This window comes from Massilia aerilata, from assembly GCF_042656905.1.
GTDB classification, from domain to species: Bacteria; Pseudomonadota; Gammaproteobacteria; order Burkholderiales; family Burkholderiaceae_D; genus Telluria; species Telluria aerilata.
The window spans coordinates 364,041-382,781 of sequence record NZ_JBHSMZ010000004.1 but is presented as its reverse complement, the minus strand read 5'-3'; the positions used below and the strand labels follow the sequence as shown (position 1 = coordinate 382,781).

Annotated in this window: 25 protein-coding genes; 20 read left to right on the top strand and 5 right to left on the bottom strand. The window is 59.5% G+C overall.

Translation table 11 applies throughout. From position 1 onward, the window contains the following. Positions 1-436: 436 nt before the first annotated feature. The 16 genes from ACFPO9_RS06570 to ACFPO9_RS06495 all read left to right on the top strand — a co-directional run bounded on the left by ACFPO9_RS06570 (position 437) and on the right by ACFPO9_RS06495 (position 8,908). Complete coding sequence (locus tag ACFPO9_RS06570; RefSeq protein ID WP_379768648.1) at positions 437-1,174, top strand: S24 family peptidase; 738 nt, start codon at positions 437-439, stop codon at positions 1,172-1,174. Positions 1,175-1,529: 355 nt separating this feature from the next. Next, a complete protein-coding gene (locus tag ACFPO9_RS06565; protein WP_379768646.1) occupies positions 1,530-2,009 on the top strand; it encodes a hypothetical protein in 480 nt (159 codons plus the stop codon). A gap of 167 nt (positions 2,010-2,176) precedes the next feature. Next, a complete protein-coding gene (locus ACFPO9_RS06560) occupies positions 2,177-2,473 on the top strand; it encodes an ATP-binding protein (RefSeq protein ID WP_379768644.1) in 297 nt (98 codons plus the stop codon). Continuing rightward, complete coding sequence (locus tag ACFPO9_RS06555) at positions 2,470-2,616, top strand: hypothetical protein (RefSeq protein ID WP_379768642.1); 147 nt, start codon at positions 2,470-2,472, stop codon at positions 2,614-2,616. The genes ACFPO9_RS06560 and ACFPO9_RS06555 overlap by 4 nt, the downstream gene beginning before the upstream one ends. Positions 2,617-2,827: 211 nt before the next feature. Then, the gene (locus tag ACFPO9_RS06550; RefSeq protein WP_379768640.1) at positions 2,828-3,043 is read left to right on the top strand and encodes a hypothetical protein; all 216 of its coding nucleotides are present in this window, start codon (positions 2,828-2,830) and stop codon (positions 3,041-3,043) included. 95 nt (positions 3,044-3,138) lie between these two features. Beyond that, positions 3,139-3,327: a hypothetical protein gene (locus ACFPO9_RS06545; protein WP_379768638.1), complete on the top strand. Its 189-nt coding sequence runs from the start codon at positions 3,139-3,141 to the stop codon at positions 3,325-3,327. Positions 3,328-3,352: 25 nt separating this feature from the next. Continuing rightward, entirely contained in the window at positions 3,353-4,267 is a 915-nt protein-coding gene (locus ACFPO9_RS06540) for a DUF551 domain-containing protein (RefSeq protein WP_379768636.1), read from the top strand. Next, positions 4,264-4,611: a hypothetical protein gene (locus ACFPO9_RS06535; protein WP_379768634.1), complete on the top strand. Its 348-nt coding sequence runs from the start codon at positions 4,264-4,266 to the stop codon at positions 4,609-4,611. Before ACFPO9_RS06540 ends, ACFPO9_RS06535 begins: the two co-directional genes overlap by 4 nt. Continuing rightward, positions 4,608-5,501: a DUF2303 family protein gene (locus tag ACFPO9_RS06530; RefSeq protein ID WP_379768632.1), complete on the top strand. Its 894-nt coding sequence runs from the start codon at positions 4,608-4,610 to the stop codon at positions 5,499-5,501. The genes ACFPO9_RS06535 and ACFPO9_RS06530 overlap by 4 nt, the downstream gene beginning before the upstream one ends. A gap of 64 nt (positions 5,502-5,565) precedes the next feature. Continuing rightward, positions 5,566-5,958, top strand: coding sequence for a hypothetical protein (locus tag ACFPO9_RS06525; protein WP_379768630.1), 393 nt, complete (start codon positions 5,566-5,568; stop codon positions 5,956-5,958). Continuing rightward, a complete protein-coding gene (locus ACFPO9_RS06520) occupies positions 5,955-6,878 on the top strand; it encodes a DNA cytosine methyltransferase (RefSeq protein WP_379768628.1) in 924 nt (307 codons plus the stop codon). Before ACFPO9_RS06525 ends, ACFPO9_RS06520 begins: the two co-directional genes overlap by 4 nt. Continuing rightward, positions 6,875-7,138 carry a hypothetical protein gene (locus ACFPO9_RS06515; RefSeq protein ID WP_379768626.1) on the top strand — a complete coding sequence of 88 codons (264 nt, stop codon included), beginning with the start codon at positions 6,875-6,877 and terminating at the stop codon, positions 7,136-7,138. The genes ACFPO9_RS06520 and ACFPO9_RS06515 overlap by 4 nt, the downstream gene beginning before the upstream one ends. Beyond that, positions 7,131-7,313 (top strand): hypothetical protein, encoded by a 183-nt coding sequence (locus ACFPO9_RS06510; RefSeq protein ID WP_379768624.1) that lies wholly within the window; start codon positions 7,131-7,133, stop codon positions 7,311-7,313. Before ACFPO9_RS06515 ends, ACFPO9_RS06510 begins: the two co-directional genes overlap by 8 nt. Continuing rightward, positions 7,310-8,182, top strand: a complete 873-nt coding sequence (locus tag ACFPO9_RS06505; protein WP_379768622.1) for a hypothetical protein — start codon at positions 7,310-7,312, stop codon at positions 8,180-8,182. The genes ACFPO9_RS06510 and ACFPO9_RS06505 overlap by 4 nt, the downstream gene beginning before the upstream one ends. Then, entirely contained in the window at positions 8,175-8,672 is a 498-nt protein-coding gene (locus tag ACFPO9_RS06500; RefSeq protein WP_379768620.1) for a hypothetical protein, read from the top strand. Before ACFPO9_RS06505 ends, ACFPO9_RS06500 begins: the two co-directional genes overlap by 8 nt. A 14-nt stretch (positions 8,673-8,686) precedes the next feature. After that, positions 8,687-8,908 carry a helix-turn-helix transcriptional regulator gene (locus tag ACFPO9_RS06495; RefSeq protein ID WP_379768618.1) on the top strand — a complete coding sequence of 74 codons (222 nt, stop codon included), beginning with the start codon at positions 8,687-8,689 and terminating at the stop codon, positions 8,906-8,908. A gap of 10 nt (positions 8,909-8,918) precedes the next feature. On the opposite strand, the gene ACFPO9_RS06490 is transcribed toward ACFPO9_RS06495, so the two are convergent. The 4 genes from ACFPO9_RS06490 to ACFPO9_RS06475 all read right to left on the bottom strand — a co-directional run bounded on the left by ACFPO9_RS06490 (position 8,919) and on the right by ACFPO9_RS06475 (position 12,226). Further along, positions 8,919-9,335, bottom strand: coding sequence for a hypothetical protein (locus ACFPO9_RS06490; protein WP_379768616.1), 417 nt, complete (start codon positions 9,333-9,335; stop codon positions 8,919-8,921). Between the two features lie 65 nt (positions 9,336-9,400). Next, complete coding sequence (locus ACFPO9_RS06485; protein ID WP_379768614.1) at positions 9,401-10,048, bottom strand: hypothetical protein; 648 nt, start codon at positions 10,046-10,048, stop codon at positions 9,401-9,403. A 10-nt stretch (positions 10,049-10,058) separates the two neighbouring features. After that, positions 10,059-10,745: a hypothetical protein gene (locus ACFPO9_RS06480; RefSeq protein ID WP_379768612.1), complete on the bottom strand. Its 687-nt coding sequence runs from the start codon at positions 10,743-10,745 to the stop codon at positions 10,059-10,061. Between the two features lie 185 nt (positions 10,746-10,930). Next, complete coding sequence (locus ACFPO9_RS06475) at positions 10,931-12,226, bottom strand: tyrosine-type recombinase/integrase (RefSeq protein ID WP_379768610.1); 1,296 nt, start codon at positions 12,224-12,226, stop codon at positions 10,931-10,933. Between the two features lie 256 nt (positions 12,227-12,482). On the opposite strand from ACFPO9_RS06475, the gene mutS reads away from it, so the two are divergent. Beyond that, positions 12,483-15,122 carry a DNA mismatch repair protein MutS gene (gene mutS / locus ACFPO9_RS06470; RefSeq protein ID WP_379768608.1) on the top strand — a complete coding sequence of 880 codons (2,640 nt, stop codon included), beginning with the start codon at positions 12,483-12,485 and terminating at the stop codon, positions 15,120-15,122. Beyond that, on the top strand, positions 15,122-16,120 hold the full coding sequence (locus ACFPO9_RS06465; protein WP_379768606.1) for a hypothetical protein: 999 nt from the start codon (positions 15,122-15,124) through the stop codon (positions 16,118-16,120). The genes mutS and ACFPO9_RS06465 overlap by 1 nt, the downstream gene beginning before the upstream one ends. A 90-nt stretch (positions 16,121-16,210) precedes the next feature. Here the strand turns inward: ACFPO9_RS06465 and ACFPO9_RS06460 are convergent, their stop codons facing one another. Further along, a complete protein-coding gene (locus tag ACFPO9_RS06460) occupies positions 16,211-16,762 on the bottom strand; it encodes an FKBP-type peptidyl-prolyl cis-trans isomerase (protein WP_379768604.1) in 552 nt (183 codons plus the stop codon). 205 nt (positions 16,763-16,967) lie between these two features. On the opposite strand from ACFPO9_RS06460, the gene ACFPO9_RS06455 reads away from it, so the two are divergent. After that, on the top strand, positions 16,968-18,089 hold the full coding sequence (locus ACFPO9_RS06455) for a JmjC domain-containing protein (protein WP_379768602.1): 1,122 nt from the start codon (positions 16,968-16,970) through the stop codon (positions 18,087-18,089). Positions 18,090-18,091: 2 nt separating this feature from the next. Continuing rightward, entirely contained in the window at positions 18,092-18,565 is a 474-nt protein-coding gene (locus ACFPO9_RS06450) for a DUF7931 domain-containing protein (RefSeq protein WP_379768600.1), read from the top strand. Positions 18,566-18,741 lie beyond the last annotated feature (176 nt).

The window sequence follows — 18,741 nt, the reverse complement described above, 5'->3', positions numbered from 1 at the left end:
CCTATGTGCAATCTTTTTGCCAAACAAAGGCGTTCTCGCAGAGAGAAACCTTCGATTGTTAGAGGCAAAGGAAAAGGATCACCTGTGCCCGTTGCCGTAGTCTTGCGCTACGGTGCAGGGAACTCCTTGGTCATCACCTTGTCTATCTGTCTTCCGACGCTGAAAAGCCACTTGCGCCGTCAGAAAAATTTCCGGATGCGCAAGCTTCTCCTTCGGCGGAATGCCTCGATCCTTCCAGTTCTGGACTCGTTGAACGGTGTAACCCAGCATTTTTGCCACCTTGGCAGGGCCACCCAGGCGATCGATTTGGTCCCGGTCGTTAGACATTGTCAGATTTAGGTAATGGAAGACACACCCCTATTAAACACCATGTGTAACAACAAAGTCAAACACCACGTGTAACACAAGTTGTTTAGTTCAGAGGACAATCGAGGGTATGCACATCCAAATGAAACGCTTATACGAGGCGGCTGAGGTATTGGCGGGGCTAAAAACTCAGTCTGAAATCGCTCGAGCACTCAATACATCCTCACAGACGGTCAACAACTGGGAGTCGAGGGGCATGTCCAAAGTTGGGATGCTTAAGGCTCAAAGCGTATTCGGGTGCTCTGCTACATGGCTAGAGACTGGTGAGGGGGCAATGGCCGTTGGACCGCGCTCGATCTCCAACGATGATGAGGGTGGATTTTCCCCGCAGGCTACAAACCCATTCCTTCAAGGTGCCAAGCAGGTAAAAGTGGGGGAGGAACGGGACACAGTGCCGATCAGGAGAGTTTCGCTCAAGCTCCGGGCCGGAATAACTGGTTTCGAAACAGAACCTGAATTCGAAGATGGCGGAGTGCTGGAGATACCACGTACCGTCATCGATCAGCAACAGCTGATACCGCATCTCTTGTTAGCGATTCGAGTTCATGGACGCAGTATGGAGCCGATGTTGTTTGAGGACGATACCGTGGTGATCGACACAAACGATACCGAGCCGACGAGTAAGGAGCTTTATGCCCTCAACTTCAATGGTGAGGCGTGCGTCAAGCAGCTCCTGCTTAAAGGTTCTGAGTGGTTCTTGCATTCGCTGAATCCGGACTTTAGTCAGATTAACGTCCGAAGTGGTGTTTGCAGCATAGTCGGCCGGGTTATCTATCAACCTGGGCGCCTACTTACGGGAAGGCTCTAACTGTGGAGATTGAAGTAGCTGTAACTGTAATCGACCGTATGCGGCTCGCAATTGGATTTGTTGACCGGGCTTTGTTGAAGTCCGAGCAGGCGCCGGTTATTGCGAATAAAATCAAGGAGCACTTCCCGGAGCTTCCCGTAATGCTTGTTTCGGATGACGAACCATGGGAAGCATGGGCACTTTTTCAGACTCGAGGCGTACTCGAATCGTTCAAACCTGAGACGCTTGACCTCCAGTTGGTAGACCTCGACAACCCGCCTCTTCCATTCTAAAACCTAGCCTTGAGTATCGCCTCACGCATAAAATGCGTAACCAAACCGCAGAACCTCGCCCCTAGTCTTTCTCATAAGCCAACATGAACAGAATTCAAATCGGCGGGACCATTTTGGCAACGGCAGCTACGCTGGCAGCTGTCCTTTTCTATCTGAAATTCGACGCGTGGGTCGCTATCCCGTCAGCACGGACTCCGATGACGAGACTTCTAAAAGATCCCGCAAGCGCACAGTTCCGTGATGAACGCTTGACCCGGGCTGGCGTCCTCTGCGGCGAGGTTAATGCAAAAAATTCAATGGGCGGATACATCGGGTTTAGGAAATACATTTCGGTCAACGAACAATCGGTGTACATAGAACATGATGGGGTACTCGGTGAATGGAAGACCGCCGATATAATTGCGCAGTTAGAACGAAAAAACGAGTTGCTGAGACAATATATCCAGTGGAGGAAAGAGGGAGTCGATGTACCCGAGTACTCTGACCGTGAGATGGACGAAAAAGCAAACAAAAGACTGTTCGAGAGCAGATGGAAAGAGCTCTGCGAAGGCGTCATGGCTTAGACTCAACTTACCGTCCTCACCTACCAGCCCGCCGTGCTAGCGGGCTTTTTTACGCCAGTGCCCAGCGGCTTCCAAGGCACATGTCGGCAGATTAAACATAGTGTTTGACACTGTACTAAACACCGTGTTTAAATAGAGTCATTGATAGCGACCTGAGGGATCGAACAATGACGACTGAACATGCTGAAGTAGCAAGCGCAACGGCTTCTGACAAGGGCACAATTATCTACGGTCCTCAGGGATGCGGCAAAAGCGCGCATGCAGCTGCCCTTGCCCGCCACTACGGCAAAGACCGCATCGTCGACGATTGGACGCCAGGCTGCCCAGTGCGTGCCGACACGCTGGTCTTGACCAACATCCCGCACGAAAACGCGGTCAACTTCCTCGACGCTACTCGCGCTGCCGGCATTCGCTTGGCGCCGCCGCTGGCCCGCGCACTCGGCGCCCATCGGAGGATGGCATGAGGGTCTTCTTTGTCACCGCCCGCACTGCCAAGGGGCCCGAGTACTTCTCACTGCCCGCGGCCTCCAGCGCTGAGGCTGAAGAACAGATCCGCAACCTCTTCAATGAGCCCTGCGGCATCACCGTCGTTCCGGGGGTGCGCTGATGGATCAGTCTATTCGCCTGCGACGGCCGGAAGACGGCCCGAGCCCGTACTGCACGGAGTCGGCGCAGCCCTTTCATAGTGGTCCGGAGACCGCTTCCGACCCGCGCTATGCAGGTCGCAACCGCGAACCCCACAAGATCGTGCGCCGCGCCAGCAAATTGATCCGCGTGCCGGCATCGCAAGCCACTTTACCCGCTGACGGAGCCTGAGCATGGCAACCGCTAAGCAGCTGCGCGCCACGATCGTAGAGATTGCTGATTCGGTCTCTCAAGACCAAAACGCCCCTTCCGGCGTCCGGGCCATCGCGTTCGCCGCCCGCCTCGCTGGCTCGATGGTGTCGCTCGGATATGCCGATGCTGATGCCGCTCTGATGCGCATGCTCGGCATGACCGCGAGCGTGACCGGAAAACCAGTTGACGGAGCCTGACATGCGATTCCTCGCCATCTACCGCTACTTCCGCTCGTGCGGAAACTCGCGCAGGTATGCCCTGCGTCGCGCCTACACCATGTTGGTGCGCTGACATGAACCGCATTGCGCCGGACCGCGCTGCCCTCGAAGTCGCACACAGCTGGCTTCGGACGCCGTCGCCGCTCGACGAAATGCTCAAGACCCCGGCCCTCAAAATTGTTTTGGAGGCGGTGGCCCGCCGGCACATGCAGCGCCGCAGCCGGGTCGATGTGAAAAAGCTGCAGGCTAACGACAAAGAGTGATCGCCGAGGCGACACCCCAACAATAATGGCTTACGCAAACCATATGGCCTCGCTCAAGGCCGCTGCCGAAGACAAGAATAATCCGAACGTCTCCAAGGTGACTTCGTTTGCCGTGGACCCTCGCGTGCTGGAGGTCGAGGAAGGCTTCAATGCCCGCCCGCTGAATGCAGACCACGTCGCCGAGATGTCCCTTGCCTGGCGCAGCGGCGCGGTCTTCCCTCCCCTCGAGGTGCGCGTGGAGGATGGCCACATCTTCATCGTCGACGGCCACCACCGCCACGCCGCGGCGCTGGACGCAATCTCGAAGGGCGCCGACATCAAGTCGATCGACGTCCGTCAGTTCCGCGGCAACGACGCAGACCGTGTGGCGCACATGATCAGCAGTGCATCCGGTCTGCCGCTCACGCCACTGCAGCTGGGCGTCCAGTACCGCAAGCTGATCGGCTTCCGCTGGACCGAGAAGCAGATCGCCGACCGCGTCGGCAAGTCGGTCCAGCACGTGAAGGACATGATCGTCCTGGCCGAGGCGAACAGCGACGTACACCAGGCGATCAATGCCGGCGAGGTAACGGGCACCACTGCGGTCGCACTGGTGAAGAAGCACGGCAGCAAGGCCGGCAAGGTGATCCGGGAAGGCGTCGAGAAGGCCAAGGCCAGTGGCAAGACCAAGGCGACGCCGAAGATGTTCGCCGAGGCTGGATCCGACCAGGTGAGCAACAAGCTCACCGTCGAATGGATCGCAGTCGGCACGAAGCTGCCTGACGACGACATCACTGTCCTGGCCGCCCTTACCGATCGCGAAGTGTCGCTGATGTATCGCGACGGGCTCGGATGGCGTGCGCAGGAAGGCATCCCCATCGAGCCGGAGCGCATTACGCACTGGATGCATTTGCCCGAAGCACCTACCACCACTACTACCCAGGAGAAGACTCAAGCATGAGTACCCAAGCATTCGCCGTGTTTCTGCAGGACCTGCGCGACGGCCGCGCCCACTCCGAGCTGTCGACCGGCTTGGCCGACCTGCTTGCCGCCGTCAAGGATACCGGAAAAGGCGGCAGCCTGACCCTACAGATCAAGGTCAAGCCGGGCGCCCGCGGCAAGGACGTCGACAAGGTCGTCATCGTCGACAACGTCAAGGTCGACCTGCCCAAGCCGGAACGCGGCGAGGACTTCTTCTGGGTCACGGACGACAACGAGCTCTCCCGCAAGCATCCCCGCCAGCAATCGCTCGAACTGCGCGAAGTGTCGGCATCCCAACCACCTCAACTTAAGGAAGCGCAATGAACGAATCCCAGAACGCGTCGGCATCCGGCATCGTCGCCGGCCAGCTGGCCGCAGCCGTCCAAACCCAGGAACACCTGCAGATCAGCGATTCCGCCATCGCTCAACTGGGTGCCCTCACCGTCGCCGCCGCGAACGTGCGCGCCATCGGCGATGCGCACTTCCTGATCCTGCCGCCCGACTACAAGCACATCGACGTCACCAAGGCGATCGAAAACGCCCTGCCGGAGCCGTACCGCAAGAGCGGCGCGGTCGTGTTGTCCGACCTGCCGAGCTTCCTCCAATACGTGGCCGATCAGGCAGCGGAAGACAGCTGCTACATCTATGCTCACGCGGACACCCGCGCACTGGTGGCGGTGCTCAACGACCATGAGCAGGGCCACGGCGGCCTGCCGGCCTGGCGCGACTTCCGCGTGAGCTATACGGCCGAACTGAGCCGTGAATTCTCAGCCTGGTACAAGAACGACCGCAAGCCGATGGACCAGGAAGAGTTTGCGGTTTTCCTCGAGGATAACGTGGCCGACATCAGCGAGCCGAGCGGCGAAACCATGCTCCAGGTCGCGCTGACGCTGCAGGCCAAGACCGAAGTCGCCTTCAGCTCGCACCGCCGCCTCGACAACGGCCAGGTGCAGCTGACCTATACCGAGAACATCGATGCGCGCGCCGGCGCCGGCGACATCATGATCCCGCGCGAATTCGCTCTGGGCCTGCGCCTCTTCAAGAACGGCGACGGCTACAAGGTGCGCGCACGCCTCAAATACCGCCTGGGCGGCGGCAAGGTCAAGTTTTGGTACGAGCTGGACCGCGTCGAGAACGCGATCGAAGACGCGTTCAATGCCTACGTGGACAAGGCACGCGAAAGCGGCTTCACCGTCCTGATTGGTAAGCCGTAAGTCTGGAGCGCCCGCAATGCGGGCGCATCCCTACCTCAGCAGATCACAAAGAACCCGTACGATTATGGATATCGTTCCCAGCATACTAAGCGCGATCTATAGTGCCGCCGTGCACATCAAGGAGGTCGGCCCGTTGACCGTCGAAGCCTTGTTCGCCGCGGTCGATTTCGGCTCTGGTAGTGCGCCAAAAAGCAGGCTGAAGTACGCTTTCGAGATCAACTGGCTGCACCAGACACAGGACGGCAAGATCGATCTGACCGAAAGCACGAAACAACATTTCGCTCCCAAGCATCAGTCTGCGCCTTATGTCGGTCAGAAGGCCCCCGCCGCGTATCGCGGGAACATCTACGCCACCAACGGGCTGAGCGCAAAGTACCGCCTGAACAGCCGCGGTACGCGCGACGATATCCCGGCCTGGTCGATCCGCGAGAAGCCATCGTTCCATACGAAAGCATGATGAAAGCGATCGACCTTTTCTCTGGAGCGGGCGGATTCAGCACCGGTGCCCAGATGGCCGGCGTCGACGTCGTGTGGGCGGCGAACCACTGGCCTGCCGCCGTCACGATTCACGCACAGAATCACCCGAATGCCCAGCACGCATGCCAAGATCTGCAGCAGGCGAACTGGATGGAAGTACCTCGCCATGATTTGCTGATGGCGTCACCGTGCTGCCAGGGACATAGCAAGGCACGCGGCAAGGCCAATGGGAACCCCCAGCATGACGCCAGCCGCTCGACCGCCTGGGCAGTGGTGTCCGCCGCCGAACATCATCGCCCGGCGTTTGCAGTGATCGAGAACGTGCCAGAGTTCACGCGCTGGGCGCTCTACCCTGCCTGGTGCGCCGCGATGGACGCTTTGGGCTACGCCCTGACGCCGATGATCGTCGACGCGGCGGACCACGGCGCGCCTCAGCACCGTGAGCGCCTGTTCATCGTTGCCGTCCGAGCCAAGCACTCGATTATGCTCCGGCTGGAAAAGCGAGCACACGTGCCAGCGCGAAGCATCATCGACTTCAGCGCTGGCAATTGGCAGCCGATCGAGAAGCCCGGCCGCGCCGCGGCGACGTTGCGCAGGGTCCAAGCAGGCCGCCGCGCGCATGGCGACCGCTTCGTCATGCCGTATTACGGTGGCGGCTCCGGCCTGACAGGGCGCTGCTTGAGCAGGCCACTGGGCACCATCACCACGCGCGACCGCTGGGGCGTTGTTGACGGTAACCGTACACGCATGCTGACTGCGCAGGAGTGCCGCGCCGCCATGGGATTCCCCGATAACTACATCCTGCCGACTAAACACACCGAAGCCGTGCACATGTTGGGCAATGCTGTCTGCCCGCCGGCTGCGCGCGACGTAATTGCCGCGATGCTGGAGGCTGCATGACGGGCCCCGTACCGAACAGCCAGGACGAGCCGCTCGACCTGGATGCGTACGCGCACCAGCTGCGGCTGCTGAAGTCGGCGCACTGCTGCAGACCAGTGCTCTACCAAGGCAAGCACCAGTTCATCAATAGCTTAACGGTCCACCATGGCGGAAGTGGCATTGGGATGATCGTCTGGCTGAAAGGGATTACGGATGCGATCGACAGCGCCGACATCCAGATAAAACCCACCGCACCCAGCGAGGAAAACAGCAATGCATAAGAACGATTTCGGAATTCAACTCGACAGCGACAGTCAGGTGCGTCGGCCGCTGGTGCTCCGCATTGCGCAGGATCTGCGGTTGCAGCACCCATCGTGGCCAGACGATGAAATTTTGGCTGAGGCGAAAGCACAGACGTTAGCCCAGCTCCACGGCAAAGAAAGGATTGCGGCATGACCGACAAAACTCAAGCTACCGGCACCGATCTCGCCCTGGAAGAGTTAGCCGAGCGACTGCGCAGCGCCGCGCGCCAGCTTCGTCAATACCTAAAACTTGCGACTGGGACCGCGGACTGGAGTGACAGCCAGCAGTCGAGCGCGTGCGATGAGGCCGCCAAAGTAGTTGAGCAGATCGTTGCCCGCCGCGCTACTACGCAACCTGCAGCTCTGGCGGCGCAGGTTGCACAGGTGCTACCGCCTTGGCCCGAGCCGGTCAGCCCTGTCGATCACGAGAAGGCGACTGTCGCGCCGTGGCTGACGGATAAGCAAATCGTCGACGCGCTGCACTCGCTCGGCATCGACACGGAGATGAGCAAGTACGGCTTTCCAGAGATCCAGGTGCGCGGGACGAACGTGCCGAACATCCGGCGGCTGGTTGCGAAGCTGGCTCCGCAGCCCGTAGCTGTAGATGAGCAGGCGCATGCGGGGGACGTTGAACTGATCCGTGTCCCGGCGCATGAGGCGGACAGCTATTGCCGCATCCTGACCATTCTCGGCATGGAAGAAGAAGGCAATCCAGTGGCCGAAGTGCAGCGATTGTTTGATGCCGACGAAGCGCGCGCCACCCAGCGGGATGTTCTGGACCCGGTTGAGGGGGACAAGCTGCCGCCAGTCGGCTCGAAAGTACTGATCCATCTGGCTCGCCAAGATGCATGGGTCGAACACACCGTCACCGGATACTACGCATGGGGCGACTTAGGCGGCAATCCGCATCTCCATCGCGTCTTCGTCCGCGTAAAGGACGCCGATGGCTACGACAACGCTCGGCTGCTGAGCGACGCCCGCCCAGCTGCCGCCATTGGCGACAAGGATGATAAAAATGCTTAAGCTAGTCGCAAAACTGCTCGCGCGGCCAGCCGTTGTCGACTGGCTCATCTGCCGCGCGATGCGCACGCCCTATTCGCACATCACAAAGGATGGTGACGTGTACATGGAGCGCTATTGGCTGTTTAACCCGTACCCGGCTGACTCATCGGGCAAGGGCAATCTGCTGCCATCGATTCGACTCCACAAGATCATGCGGCCCGATCAGGATCGGCATTTGCATGATCACCCTTGGAACGCACGGACGTTCATTCTTCGTGGATGGTACCTGGAAGAGCGCGAGGGTGAATTTTGGGACATCGAGCGCAGCGAAGGCGAAACGGCCGCATTGAAATTCGGGGAGTTCCACGCCATTACGCGGGTGCCTGAGTGTGGGGTCTGGACGCTCTTCGTTACCTGGCGCTACCGCGGCACGTGGGGTTTTCTTGTCAATGGCAAAAAGGTGCCATGGCGTGAGTACCTCAACATTGAGTCCACGAACAATGCAAACTAATTTTGGAATTCGTTGTGAAGCCGATTTATCTTGAACTTGAAGCTGTTGCCGCTGCTGTCGCACTAGCAGCCACTACCGTACAGCGACTAGTCCGTGACGGTGAGTTTCCACGTCCGCGACAGCTTTCGGGTAGGCGTGTCGGATGGCTCGTCCGAGAGATTGAAGAATGGGCAGAAGCGCGGCCGGTTTCTGATTTACCACCGCCGCCAAACACAGCACTAAAGCGACCGCACTGAAATACAACTATCAAAGCTTTTTCGAAATATCTGCGTGAAGCTGGCTAATTGGGAATCTCTCGTCAGCGATAGCTTTCTTGAGAATATCTCTACACTGGCTCATCGTAATTCGCTTATCCTTTTTCTCAGCCAGGTGTCGTTGGATAATTTTCGCGACCGTATGTAGTGTATTCAGATCCAAATCCGCAATATCCCGATGCAGTAGCTTCATGCTTTCTGGACCAACCTTAGGAACCGACTCTACTAATTGCAAACCAGCTTCTTCAATTTCTTTAACTGGTATCTCGACTAACGACACTGTAGCCAGCTTGTTCATTGCAGCGAGCATAGCTAAACGCGCATCTTCCAGTTCAGCGTCGTCCGCAGCAAACCATACCGACAGTTCGCTAGCGTTTGGTTTAATGCAACTTGCTGCGACGTCCGCCATGATTCGACCACCAGCCTCGTCGGAGCCAGTCCAACGCGCTCTCTCGATTTTCCTTACAAGATAACTCATGCAGCACCGAGGTCCTCAATTACTTGCTTGCGATAATCGTCAAGCCAGGGCCAAGGACAATCAACCGTACTTAGCACATGAGCACCTTCAGGATGACCCCACGTTTCGTACGCACGAATTGCAGCTTCTTTTACCTCCACCGATTGGTTGGTAATTGCAGCAAGTGCCGTCGTCTGCCCATACGGCCGAATATCTTCGTAGCGCATCGAACCAATAGCATTCATAAGAGCAACCATTACTGTCGAGCTTTTAGACTCGGCAAGTAGAATCCCTTGAATTAAATCAGCCAATATCATCGGATGCTCTTTTGCAAATTCGTGGATGAAGCGTTCCGACGGGGGCGTGTAGCCATATTCAAAGTTCTCCTGCCGCGAAGTTTCTATGAACTCCTTAATAGCCTCATCGCAAATAGCCTGCCGAGCGAGTAGAGCTTTCGTTTGCTCGTTACCAGAAATATAATTCGAACGCTTTCCAGGTGAGCCGTTAGAAGTATTATTCGTTGTGTTCGCAGAACTGTTTGGAGGCGACCAAGAAAAACTGGTGATTAATGTTTTCCCAACACCCGTAGTAAAGTCGTTGGACGAAATACTACGTTGAAACGAATTTACACCGAACAAGCCGAATCCCGAACTCAAGTTCTCCACGATAAATCCTCTATTCAAAGTGAACTAACGATTTTTCTTGCTCGATCATTTCGATGATAGCATTAAAGCTGTCTTGAAGATTTCCTATATTAAATCTCGTGGAGATATGCGCTTGGGAAGTACTTATATCATGCATAATTTTTACGCCATTCACGGCAAGCATCTGGTTATTTACGACCAGGTGCAATCCCTGCGCAAGATTAGCTTCAAAGCAGACGTTATACGTTTCCGCCCCGCGAACTCGCGTCTCAACCCACCGTGCCACCCACTCCAGCAAAGGACCGGTACTCTGCGGCAGCAGACGAGAAGACAGATGCGAAATTTGCTCTGGATTTGCGCCCTCTAAAACATAATCCAATACCAATGCAATTCTGGTGAAATTCAACGTCCCACCTTCAAGCCTAGAAAGCAAGCTGACTGTTTCCGAAATGAAACTTGACAAATCGCTTTTATCATTTGGGTCGAGAGAAAAGATATCAATTCTGTCCGACCCAAAATGCATCTGAAAATAATTTTCCCGTACTAGGCTGAATTTCTGACTATTCATACCAGAGACCGGGTCGACCATATTAATCATTTGCGGCAGGAAGCCGGCTGAAGCAAAGATTTGCAGCAGTTTAAGCGTGGTATCGGGAGCAGGTGGAAAGTTAAAGCTGCCGAAGACAACAGCCTGCTTCTTAAGTGTTTTACGTTGCATGTCGATCTCTGATAGTTGTCAGAAGCCTCTGAATTTGGGGATCATACACTACTACTAGAACTCAGCCGCCAAAGTCGCTCAACAGCCTGAACGCCACTACCATGCATATGGTCATCGGAACAACTCAGCAAGAAGACCTAGCCGTCTAGGCGGCTTGACGATCCACGCACTTCCTCATTGACAACTCATCTAGTCTTGCTCAAAGCCTCGTAATGGTCACTTAGTCTCGTCAACCACTCACGTCGCTCCTTGTCATATCGGTGAAGGTTATAAACACCGACGATCCCACCAGGCATGTGCCCAAGCACCGCCTCAGCAATTTCATCGGGACAACTAAGGACCGCGAGCTGTGTCCGACCGGTGCGTCGAAGATCATGCACCGACCAGTGCGACACCGGTAAGCGAGCCCTTTCATATTCGGGTCGTACTTTTGCATAAGGCTGGTGCATCCACACCATCGCGCTGATCGTCTTCTGTTCAACATGGCCACTGCGTCCATCAGATGGGAACAGATACCCGTCCTTTACCAACTCAACCCGCCGCTTAACGATTGCTTCAGCACGGCCTACTAGAGGGACACGCAGGTCAGTAGCCCCATCCCGCCGCGAGTTCTTGGTTTTAGCTTTCGGTATCGTCCACCACAAAGTGTCGCCCTCGCGGGAGATGTCGCACCTCTCCATTGCAAGGATCTCGCTACCTCTCGTGCAGGTCCACATGTACAAAGTGACCACGTCTTCGACCAGTCGGGAGAAGTTCGGCAGCCATCGCAGTAACGTGCCGATTTCGTCAGGCTTGAGTACGCGCTTGGCAGTACCAATTGCAACACCCTCCCGAATATGGCCTTTGCTTCGTAGTTTGCCGCGCATGATTTGACGCCACCAGTTCGGCACTTCTTCGTCCAGCCTGCCGGCGTCGTGCCCGTAGTCCCAAACAGCTCCAAACTCCGCTCGGATCCTCCCGGCCTGCACAGGGATATCGAGGTAGTGCTCCAAGGTCGCAAATGCTTTTGCTCGGTTGACCATCGCTGGGTCGAGCTCAGCGAAGTCTGGGTGGTCATTCAATACTTTTTGAAGCGTGCGCCGCGTCTCCGCTGCGCTCTTCTCATTTCGATTTCGGTCAACATGCCCCTCAAGGTATAGATTGCAGAGTCGCCGTACAGTAAGCTGCCGGCTCGCTGCTTCGCGTGCTGCCATCCGCTCTTCCTTTTCTCTCAGCCGATTCGTGCGCCGCTCAACAGCAGGGTCGCGGCCGGCGGCGCGGATGTCTCGCAGCTTTTCCCACTCGACGGTTGCAGCCGAGATACTGGTTTTCGGCCACTCGCCGATTTTGACCTGGCGCATGCGCTGGTCCACTGGACTCTTGTACCGATAAATAAACGATCGAGCCGACGTCGAGACCTCGAAACGGAGCCCAGGACATTCGGAAATGGTAAAGTGTTGGCCTGGCTCCAGTAGCTTGGCCTCTCGGGCATCAAATGGCATAGTCCTCTCGCGGCGTAAGTCCGGCGTAGGTTTCAAAGCACCCCGCGCAGCAAACGAGAATTCTAGCGTAACTTACTCAACCGTACAGTGAAAAAGCTACGCTAATTTATGAAGTGTAGTGATGTGTTATGACGCGTCGTGACTAAAGTTAAAACCCCAGGCGGACGAACGAAAACCCATAAGAATCATGAAGTTAGATAACGAAATGCCGCTAGATCAAGCACTTGCGAACGCTGAGAAAAGTAAGTACACCCCAATGATGCAGCAATATTTGCGCATCAAGGGCGAGTACCCGACCATGCTGGTCTTCTATCGCATGGGCGACTTCTACGAGCTGTTCTTCGAGGATGCCGAGAAGGCTTCGCGCATCCTCGGCATCACGCTGACGGCGCGCGGGACTTCCAACGGCAATCCGATCAAGATGGCGGGCGTGCCCTTCCACGCGCTCGATCCCTACTTGGCCAAGCTGGTCAAGCTGGGCGAGTCCTGCGCGATCTGCGAACAGATCGGCGATCCGGCCCTGTCCAAGGGACCGGTCGAGCGCAAGGTAGTGCGCGTGGTCACGCCGGGCACCCTGACCGATTCGGACCTGCTGCCGGAGAAGGCCGAGCGCCCGCTGCTGGCGGTGTGCACGGTCCCGAACCGCAAGCATGTCACCACCGGCCTGGCCTGGCTGTCGCTGGCCAGCGGCGCGCTCAAGCTGATGGAGTTCAGCGCCGACTCGAAGAACGCCGCGCTGCGCCTGGTGCAGGAACTGGAGCGCATCGCGCCGGCCGAGGTCCTGCGCGCGGATGCCCACGGCGGCGACATGTTTGAGGAGACCAGCATCGGCCACCAGCAGCGCGTGCCGGAATGGCATTTCGAGGTCGTGCACGGCCACAAGGCGCTGCTCGACCAGCTGGGCGTGTCGACGCTGTCGGGCTTCGGCTGCGACGGCCTCGGCGCCGCTTTCGGCGCGGCCGGCGCGCTGCTGCGCTATGCCCAATCGACCCAGGGCCGCGGCCTGCAGCACGTGAAGAGCCTGGCCGTCGAATCGGAGAGCGAATTCATCGGCCTGGATGCCGCCACGCGCCGCAACCTGGAGCTGACCGAGACCATCCGCGGGACCGACGCTCCCACCCTGTTTTCTCTGCTGGACGGCTGCCGCACCGCGATGGGTTCGCGCCTGCTGCGCCACTGGATCCACCATGCGAAGCGCGACCAGTCGGTGGCGCGCGGCCGCCACGAGGCGATCGCCGCGCTGGCCGAGCACGATGCGATGGCGGCGATGTCGGGCACCCTGGCCCATGTGCCGGACGTCGAGCGCATCACCACCCGCATCGCCCTGCTCACCGCGCGTCCGCGCGACCTGGCCTGCCTGCGCGACGGCCTGAAACAGCTGCCGGTGCTGCGCGAGCTGGTGGCAAGCTGCTTCATCCCCGGTGAAGGATCGGCGAACTGCGGCCTGCTGCGCGACATCCATGAAGCCATCGCGATTCCCGAGCACTGCCTGGACCTGCTGGTGCGCGCCGTGGCCGAGGAACCGGCGGCCATGGTGCGCGACGGCGGCGTGTTCGCGCGCGGCTTCGATGCGGAGCTCGACGAGCTGCGCGCGCTGTCCGAAAACGCCGGCCAGTTCCTGGTCGAACTCGAGGCGCGCGAGCGCGCCCGCACCGGCATCGCCAACCTGCGCGTCGAGTACAACCGCGTGCACGGCTTCTACATCGAGGTCACCAACGGCCAGGCCGACAAGGTGCCCGAGGACTACCGCCGCCGCCAGACCCTGAAGAACTGCGAGCGCTACATCACGCCGGAACTGAAGGCCTTCGAGGACAAAGCCCTGTCCGCGCAGGACCGCGCACTGGCGCGCGAGAAGCTGCTGTACGACCTGCTGCTGGCCGACCTGGCGCCGCACATCGCCTGCCTGCAGACCATCGCTTCCGGCATCGCCCGGATCGACGCGCTGGTGGCGCTGGCCTCGCACGCGGTCCGCAACAACTGGTGCAGGCCGCAGCTGGTGGACGACCCTTGCCTCACCATCGTCGAGGGCCGCCATCCGGTGGTCGAGAACCAGATCGAGCGCTTCATCGCCAACGACTGCAAGCTGTCGAACGAGCGGCGCCTGCTCCTGATTACCGGTCCGAACATGGGCGGTAAGTCGACCTTCATGCGCCAGGTCGCGCTGATCACGCTGCTGGCCTACGTCGGCAGCTATGTGCCGGCGGCCAGCGCGGCCATCGGCCCGATCGACCGCATCTTCACCCGCATCGGCGCCTCCGACGACCTGGCCAACGGCCGCTCCACCTTCATGGTCGAGATGACGGAATCGGCGGCGATCCTGAATGGCGCCACCGAGCACTCGCTGGTGCTGATGGACGAAGTGGGCCGCGGCACCTCGACCTTCGACGGTCTCGCCCTGGCCTGGGCCATCGCGCGGCATCTGATCGACGCCAGCCGCAGTTTCACGCTGTTCGCGACCCACTACTTCGAACTGACGCAGCTGCCGGAATCGCATCCGAGCGCGGCCAATGTGCACCTGTCGGCGGTCGAGCACAAGGACAGCATCGTGTTCCTGCACGCGGTGCAGGACGGCCCGGCCTCGCAGAGCTACGGCCTGCAGGTGGCCCAGCTGGCGGGCGTGCCCGCAAGCGTGATCCGCGCCGCGCGCAAGCACCTGGCGCGCCTCGAATCGCAGGCGCTGGATGCGACCCCGCAGCTGGATCTGTTCGCCGCCGCGCCCTGCGACGACGAGGCCCCCGCGGACACGCCGCTTGATGCGCCGCAAGCCGCGGCCGCGGTCCAGGCGGCGGAAGAATCGCCGGCCCTGACCCTGCTGGATGCGATCGACCCGGATGCCCTGACCCCGCGCGAAGCGCTCGAGCGCCTGTATGAGCTCAAGCGTCTGGCCAGCGCATAATGCCAGTGACCCGCCGACGCCTGGGCGTTCTTCTCACCGCCATCCTGTTCGCCGGCGGCGCGCTGGCGGCAAAAAGCCCGAAGGACGCCAAGGCCGACGACGACACCCATCGCTTCGCCATCATCGGCCATAGCCTGGGCGACGGCGGCGAGGCACGCCTCAAGCAGGCGATCGATGAAGCCGACGACAAGTCGACCGCCTTCGTCGTCGTCACCGGCATCAAGGGCGCGAAGGAAGCCTGCAGCGACAAGCTGTACCAGCAGCGCCGCGAGCTGGTGGCCGATGCGCGCCGGCCCGCCATCGTCGTGCCCGCCGCCAGCGACTGGACCGAGTGCCGCAACAGCGCCGGCCGCACCAACGCCATCGAGCGCCTGAACCGGATCCGCGAGCTGTTCTACGCCGAGCCGCAATCGCTGGGCGCGCGCACGCTGCCGCTCACGCGCCAGTCGATGAGCCCGCGTTTCCGCAGCTATGCCGAGAATGCCCACTGGGCGGTCGGCAAGGTGCTGTATGCGGCACTGAATCTTCCGGCCAACAACAACCACTACCTCACGGAAGCGGGCCGCAACAGCGAATACGAAGACCGGCTGGTGGCCAACCGCTTCTGGCTGAACCGCCTGTTCGCGATCGCGAAGCGCGACAAGCTGGAAGCGATCGTGTTGTTTGCCGAGGGCGATTTGAAGGCGCTATCGCAGCCGACCGGCCTGCGCGCCCTGCTGCGCCGCGCGGTGCCGGACAACGACGGCTTTGCCGAGACGCGCCGCCAGGTGCTGGCGCTGGCGCAGAAATTCCCGGGCAAGGTGCTGCTGGTGGACAGCGCGCCGCTGGCGAAAGGCGCGAAGCCGGCGATCGAATGGCGCGGCAATCTCGGCCATCTGTCGGTCGGCAAGGAAGAGATCGAGGTGACGGTGGACCCGGCGCGCAAGACCCTGTTCAAGGTCGGGGAAACGGAGCCGGAAAAAGAGGAAGAACCACGCCATCCGAAGGCGATCAAATGAGCAGATAAAACTGCGCAAATGAGCAGACGCAAATGAGCACGGGCCGCAACCAGCGGCCCGTTTTCCCATTCGCCGAATCAGCTGTCGAGCTTAGTTCAGCGGCTGGCTGCGGAAGTGGTCGCCTTCGTCGCCTTCGTCGCCGTCGTCCATGTCCTCATGGCCGTGATGGTGGCCATGGGCACCGTGCACGTGACCGTGGGCGATTTCTTCTTCGGTGGCGGCGCGCACGTCGATCACCGACAGCTCGAAGCGCAGGGCCATGCCGGCCAGCGGGTGGTTACCGTCGAGCACGACCTTGTCGTCCGCGACTTCGGTCACGGTGAAGATGGTCGGTTCTTCTTCGCCGCCCTCGGCCATGCCTTCGAACTGCATGCCGACTTCCAGCGGTTCCGGCAGGCGCGAACGCTCTTCCACCTTCAGCAGGCTCGGGTCGTAGTCGCCGAAGGCGTCTTCCGGCTCGATCTGGATGGTCGACGAGTAGCCCACTTCCTTGCCGTCCAGTTCCTCTTCGATCTTCGGCAGCGTGTTTTCGTAACCGCCGTGCAGGTACACCATCGGCTGGGCACCGTCTTCGATCAGGTTGTTCTGGGCGTCGGACAGCTTGTAGTTGACCGATACCACCGTGTTCTGGGCAATCTTCATTGCGCTTCCTTTCGTGATTGAGGCGCCGATTATACCCCCCGTTGGCTCGGGCCTCGCAAAACCTACTGCGCGTCGCATTGGCGGCCTGCGATGCTCGCCGTACCGGATGTACGGCTGCGCTTCTCGGCCACCACTGCTTCCGCTCGCTACGGTTTTTCGAGGCCCCTTGAGGCTCCCGGCCTATCGGCACAGATTATAATGTGGCATGAAAAAATTACAGCTCCTCGGGAACATCACTCCCGCCCAGTTTCTCCGCGATTACTGGCACAAGAAGCCGCTGCTGATCCGGCAGGCGATCCCCGATTTCAAGCCGCTGCTCAAGTTCGACAAGCTGGCCGAACTGGCCAGACTGAACCACGTCGAATCGCGCCTGGTCACCCTTGCCGACGGTCACTGGGACATGCAGCACGGTCCGCTCCAGGAACTGCCGCCGCGCAGCCAGCGCGAGTGGACCATGCTGGTGCAAGGCATCAACCTGCACGACACCAGGGCTGACGAACTCCTGCGCGAATTCCGCTTCGTGCCGGACGCGCGCCTGGACGACCTGATGGTCAGCTTCGCCACCGACGGCGGCGGTGTCGGCCCCCACTTCGATTCCTATGATGTATTCCTGCTGCAGGCCCAGGGCCGGCGCCGCTGGCGCATCGGCGCCCAGCAGGACCTGAGCCTGGTCGAAGGCCTGCCGCTGAAGATCCTCGCCAACTTCGAGCCGGAACAGGAATTCGTGCTCGAGCCGGGCGACATGCTCTACCTGCCGCCCCACTACGCCCACGACGGCGTGGCCGAGGGCGAGTGCATGACTTATTCGATCGGCTTCCGCTCGCCGTCCTTCCAGGAAATGGGCGAAGCCTTCCTGCAGTTCATGGCCGACGCGATCGACCTGCCCGGCCGCTACGCCGACCCGGACCTGCAGCCGGCCAAGAACCCGGCCGAGATCCCGAAGGAAATGCTGAGCAGCATTACCGAAGAACTGAACAAGGTGCGCTGGGACGAGGAAGACGTCACCATCTTCATGGGCGAATACCTGTCCGAGCCCAAGCACAATGTGTTCTTCACCCCGGTCGCCAAGCCGCTCACCGTCGGCCGCTTCATGGAGCAGGCCGCCAGGCGCGGACTGAAACTGTCGCCGAAGACGCTGATGCTGTACCGCGGCAAGCACGTGTTCATCAACGGCGAATCCTTTGCCGTTGGCCGTGCGGACAAGACCTTGCTCGACGTACTGGCCAACCAGCGCGGCCTGGGCGGCGCGATGCTGGAGCAAGCGTCAAGCGACGTGCTGGAAGCGCTCTACACCTGGTATTCGGACGGCTGGCTCGAACTGGGCTGATCATGACGGAGATCCTGCGCTTCGATACCCGGGCCGAGTTCCAGCGCCAGCTGCGCGCGGTGCTGGAGCGCGCGCAGGTCTCGCTGGAGTTGTTCGATCCGGATTTTTCGCTGTTCGTGCTGGGCGAAGCGGACGTCGATGCAATCCTGCGCCACTTTCTCCGCGGTAGTGGTACTCTGCGCCTCGCAATGCACGATCCCAGGCACATCGAGCGCAACTGGCCGCGGTTTTTGCGCCTGCTGCGCGAACATGGGCACCGGATCGAATGCCGGGTCACGAATCGCGGGATCCGCCAGCTCACCGACTCCTTCTGCATTGCGGACGGCGTGCATCTGGTGCGGCGCTTTCACAGCGACCATTTGCGGGGCGAAGCGGCGTTTGATGCACCGCAAGAAACGGAAGTGCCGCGTGGGCGTTTTGCGGCAATCTGGGAGGAATCTCAGCCCGGCCTGCATGCCACCGTAACCGGCCTTTGATACTGAATTTTCCTGTGAAACTGATACATATGGTACTGTTACAAGTTGTAACAATATGAATGTTGTTGTTACCTACAATCGTTTCAGGATAGCATGTGTTTTCTATTGCGATTCAGTAAATTTGGCTATAATATCGGGTTAGGAAGATTCCGCTACGGTAATTCCTAACGAGCGAT

What these genes read in the sequence shown, in the direction of transcription:
- ACFPO9_RS06570 (WP_379768648.1), top strand. Translation starts at nt 437, where the DNA reads ATGCACATCCAAATGAAACGCTTATACGAGGCGGCTGAGGTATTGGCG.
- ACFPO9_RS06565 (WP_379768646.1), top strand. Translation starts at nt 1,530, where the DNA reads ATGAACAGAATTCAAATCGGCGGGACCATTTTGGCAACGGCAGCTACG.
- ACFPO9_RS06560 (WP_379768644.1), top strand. Translation starts at nt 2,177, where the DNA reads ATGACGACTGAACATGCTGAAGTAGCAAGCGCAACGGCTTCTGACAAG.
- ACFPO9_RS06555 (WP_379768642.1), top strand. Translation starts at nt 2,470, where the DNA reads ATGAGGGTCTTCTTTGTCACCGCCCGCACTGCCAAGGGGCCCGAGTAC.
- ACFPO9_RS06550 (WP_379768640.1), top strand. Translation starts at nt 2,828, where the DNA reads ATGGCAACCGCTAAGCAGCTGCGCGCCACGATCGTAGAGATTGCTGAT.
- ACFPO9_RS06545 (WP_379768638.1), top strand. Translation starts at nt 3,139, where the DNA reads ATGAACCGCATTGCGCCGGACCGCGCTGCCCTCGAAGTCGCACACAGC.
- ACFPO9_RS06540 (WP_379768636.1), top strand. Translation starts at nt 3,353, where the DNA reads ATGGCTTACGCAAACCATATGGCCTCGCTCAAGGCCGCTGCCGAAGAC.
- ACFPO9_RS06535 (WP_379768634.1), top strand. Translation starts at nt 4,264, where the DNA reads ATGAGTACCCAAGCATTCGCCGTGTTTCTGCAGGACCTGCGCGACGGC.
- ACFPO9_RS06530 (WP_379768632.1), top strand. Translation starts at nt 4,608, where the DNA reads ATGAACGAATCCCAGAACGCGTCGGCATCCGGCATCGTCGCCGGCCAG.
- ACFPO9_RS06525 (WP_379768630.1), top strand. Translation starts at nt 5,566, where the DNA reads ATGGATATCGTTCCCAGCATACTAAGCGCGATCTATAGTGCCGCCGTG.
- ACFPO9_RS06520 (WP_379768628.1), top strand. Translation starts at nt 5,955, where the DNA reads ATGATGAAAGCGATCGACCTTTTCTCTGGAGCGGGCGGATTCAGCACC.
- ACFPO9_RS06515 (WP_379768626.1), top strand. Translation starts at nt 6,875, where the DNA reads ATGACGGGCCCCGTACCGAACAGCCAGGACGAGCCGCTCGACCTGGAT.
- ACFPO9_RS06510 (WP_379768624.1), top strand. Translation starts at nt 7,131, where the DNA reads ATGCATAAGAACGATTTCGGAATTCAACTCGACAGCGACAGTCAGGTG.
- ACFPO9_RS06505 (WP_379768622.1), top strand. Translation starts at nt 7,310, where the DNA reads ATGACCGACAAAACTCAAGCTACCGGCACCGATCTCGCCCTGGAAGAG.
- ACFPO9_RS06500 (WP_379768620.1), top strand. Translation starts at nt 8,175, where the DNA reads ATGCTTAAGCTAGTCGCAAAACTGCTCGCGCGGCCAGCCGTTGTCGAC.
- ACFPO9_RS06490 (WP_379768616.1), bottom strand. Translation starts at nt 9,335, where the DNA reads ATGGCGGACGTCGCAGCAAGTTGCATTAAACCAAACGCTAGCGAACTG.
- ACFPO9_RS06480 (WP_379768612.1), bottom strand. Translation starts at nt 10,745, where the DNA reads ATGCAACGTAAAACACTTAAGAAGCAGGCTGTTGTCTTCGGCAGCTTT.
- ACFPO9_RS06475 (WP_379768610.1), bottom strand. Translation starts at nt 12,226, where the DNA reads ATGCCATTTGATGCCCGAGAGGCCAAGCTACTGGAGCCAGGCCAACAC.
- mutS (WP_379768608.1), top strand. Translation starts at nt 12,483, where the DNA reads ATGATGCAGCAATATTTGCGCATCAAGGGCGAGTACCCGACCATGCTG.
- ACFPO9_RS06465 (WP_379768606.1), top strand. Translation starts at nt 15,122, where the DNA reads ATGCCAGTGACCCGCCGACGCCTGGGCGTTCTTCTCACCGCCATCCTG.
- ACFPO9_RS06460 (WP_379768604.1), bottom strand. Translation starts at nt 16,762, where the DNA reads ATGAAGATTGCCCAGAACACGGTGGTATCGGTCAACTACAAGCTGTCC.
- ACFPO9_RS06455 (WP_379768602.1), top strand. Translation starts at nt 16,968, where the DNA reads ATGAAAAAATTACAGCTCCTCGGGAACATCACTCCCGCCCAGTTTCTC.
- ACFPO9_RS06450 (WP_379768600.1), top strand. Translation starts at nt 18,092, where the DNA reads ATGACGGAGATCCTGCGCTTCGATACCCGGGCCGAGTTCCAGCGCCAG.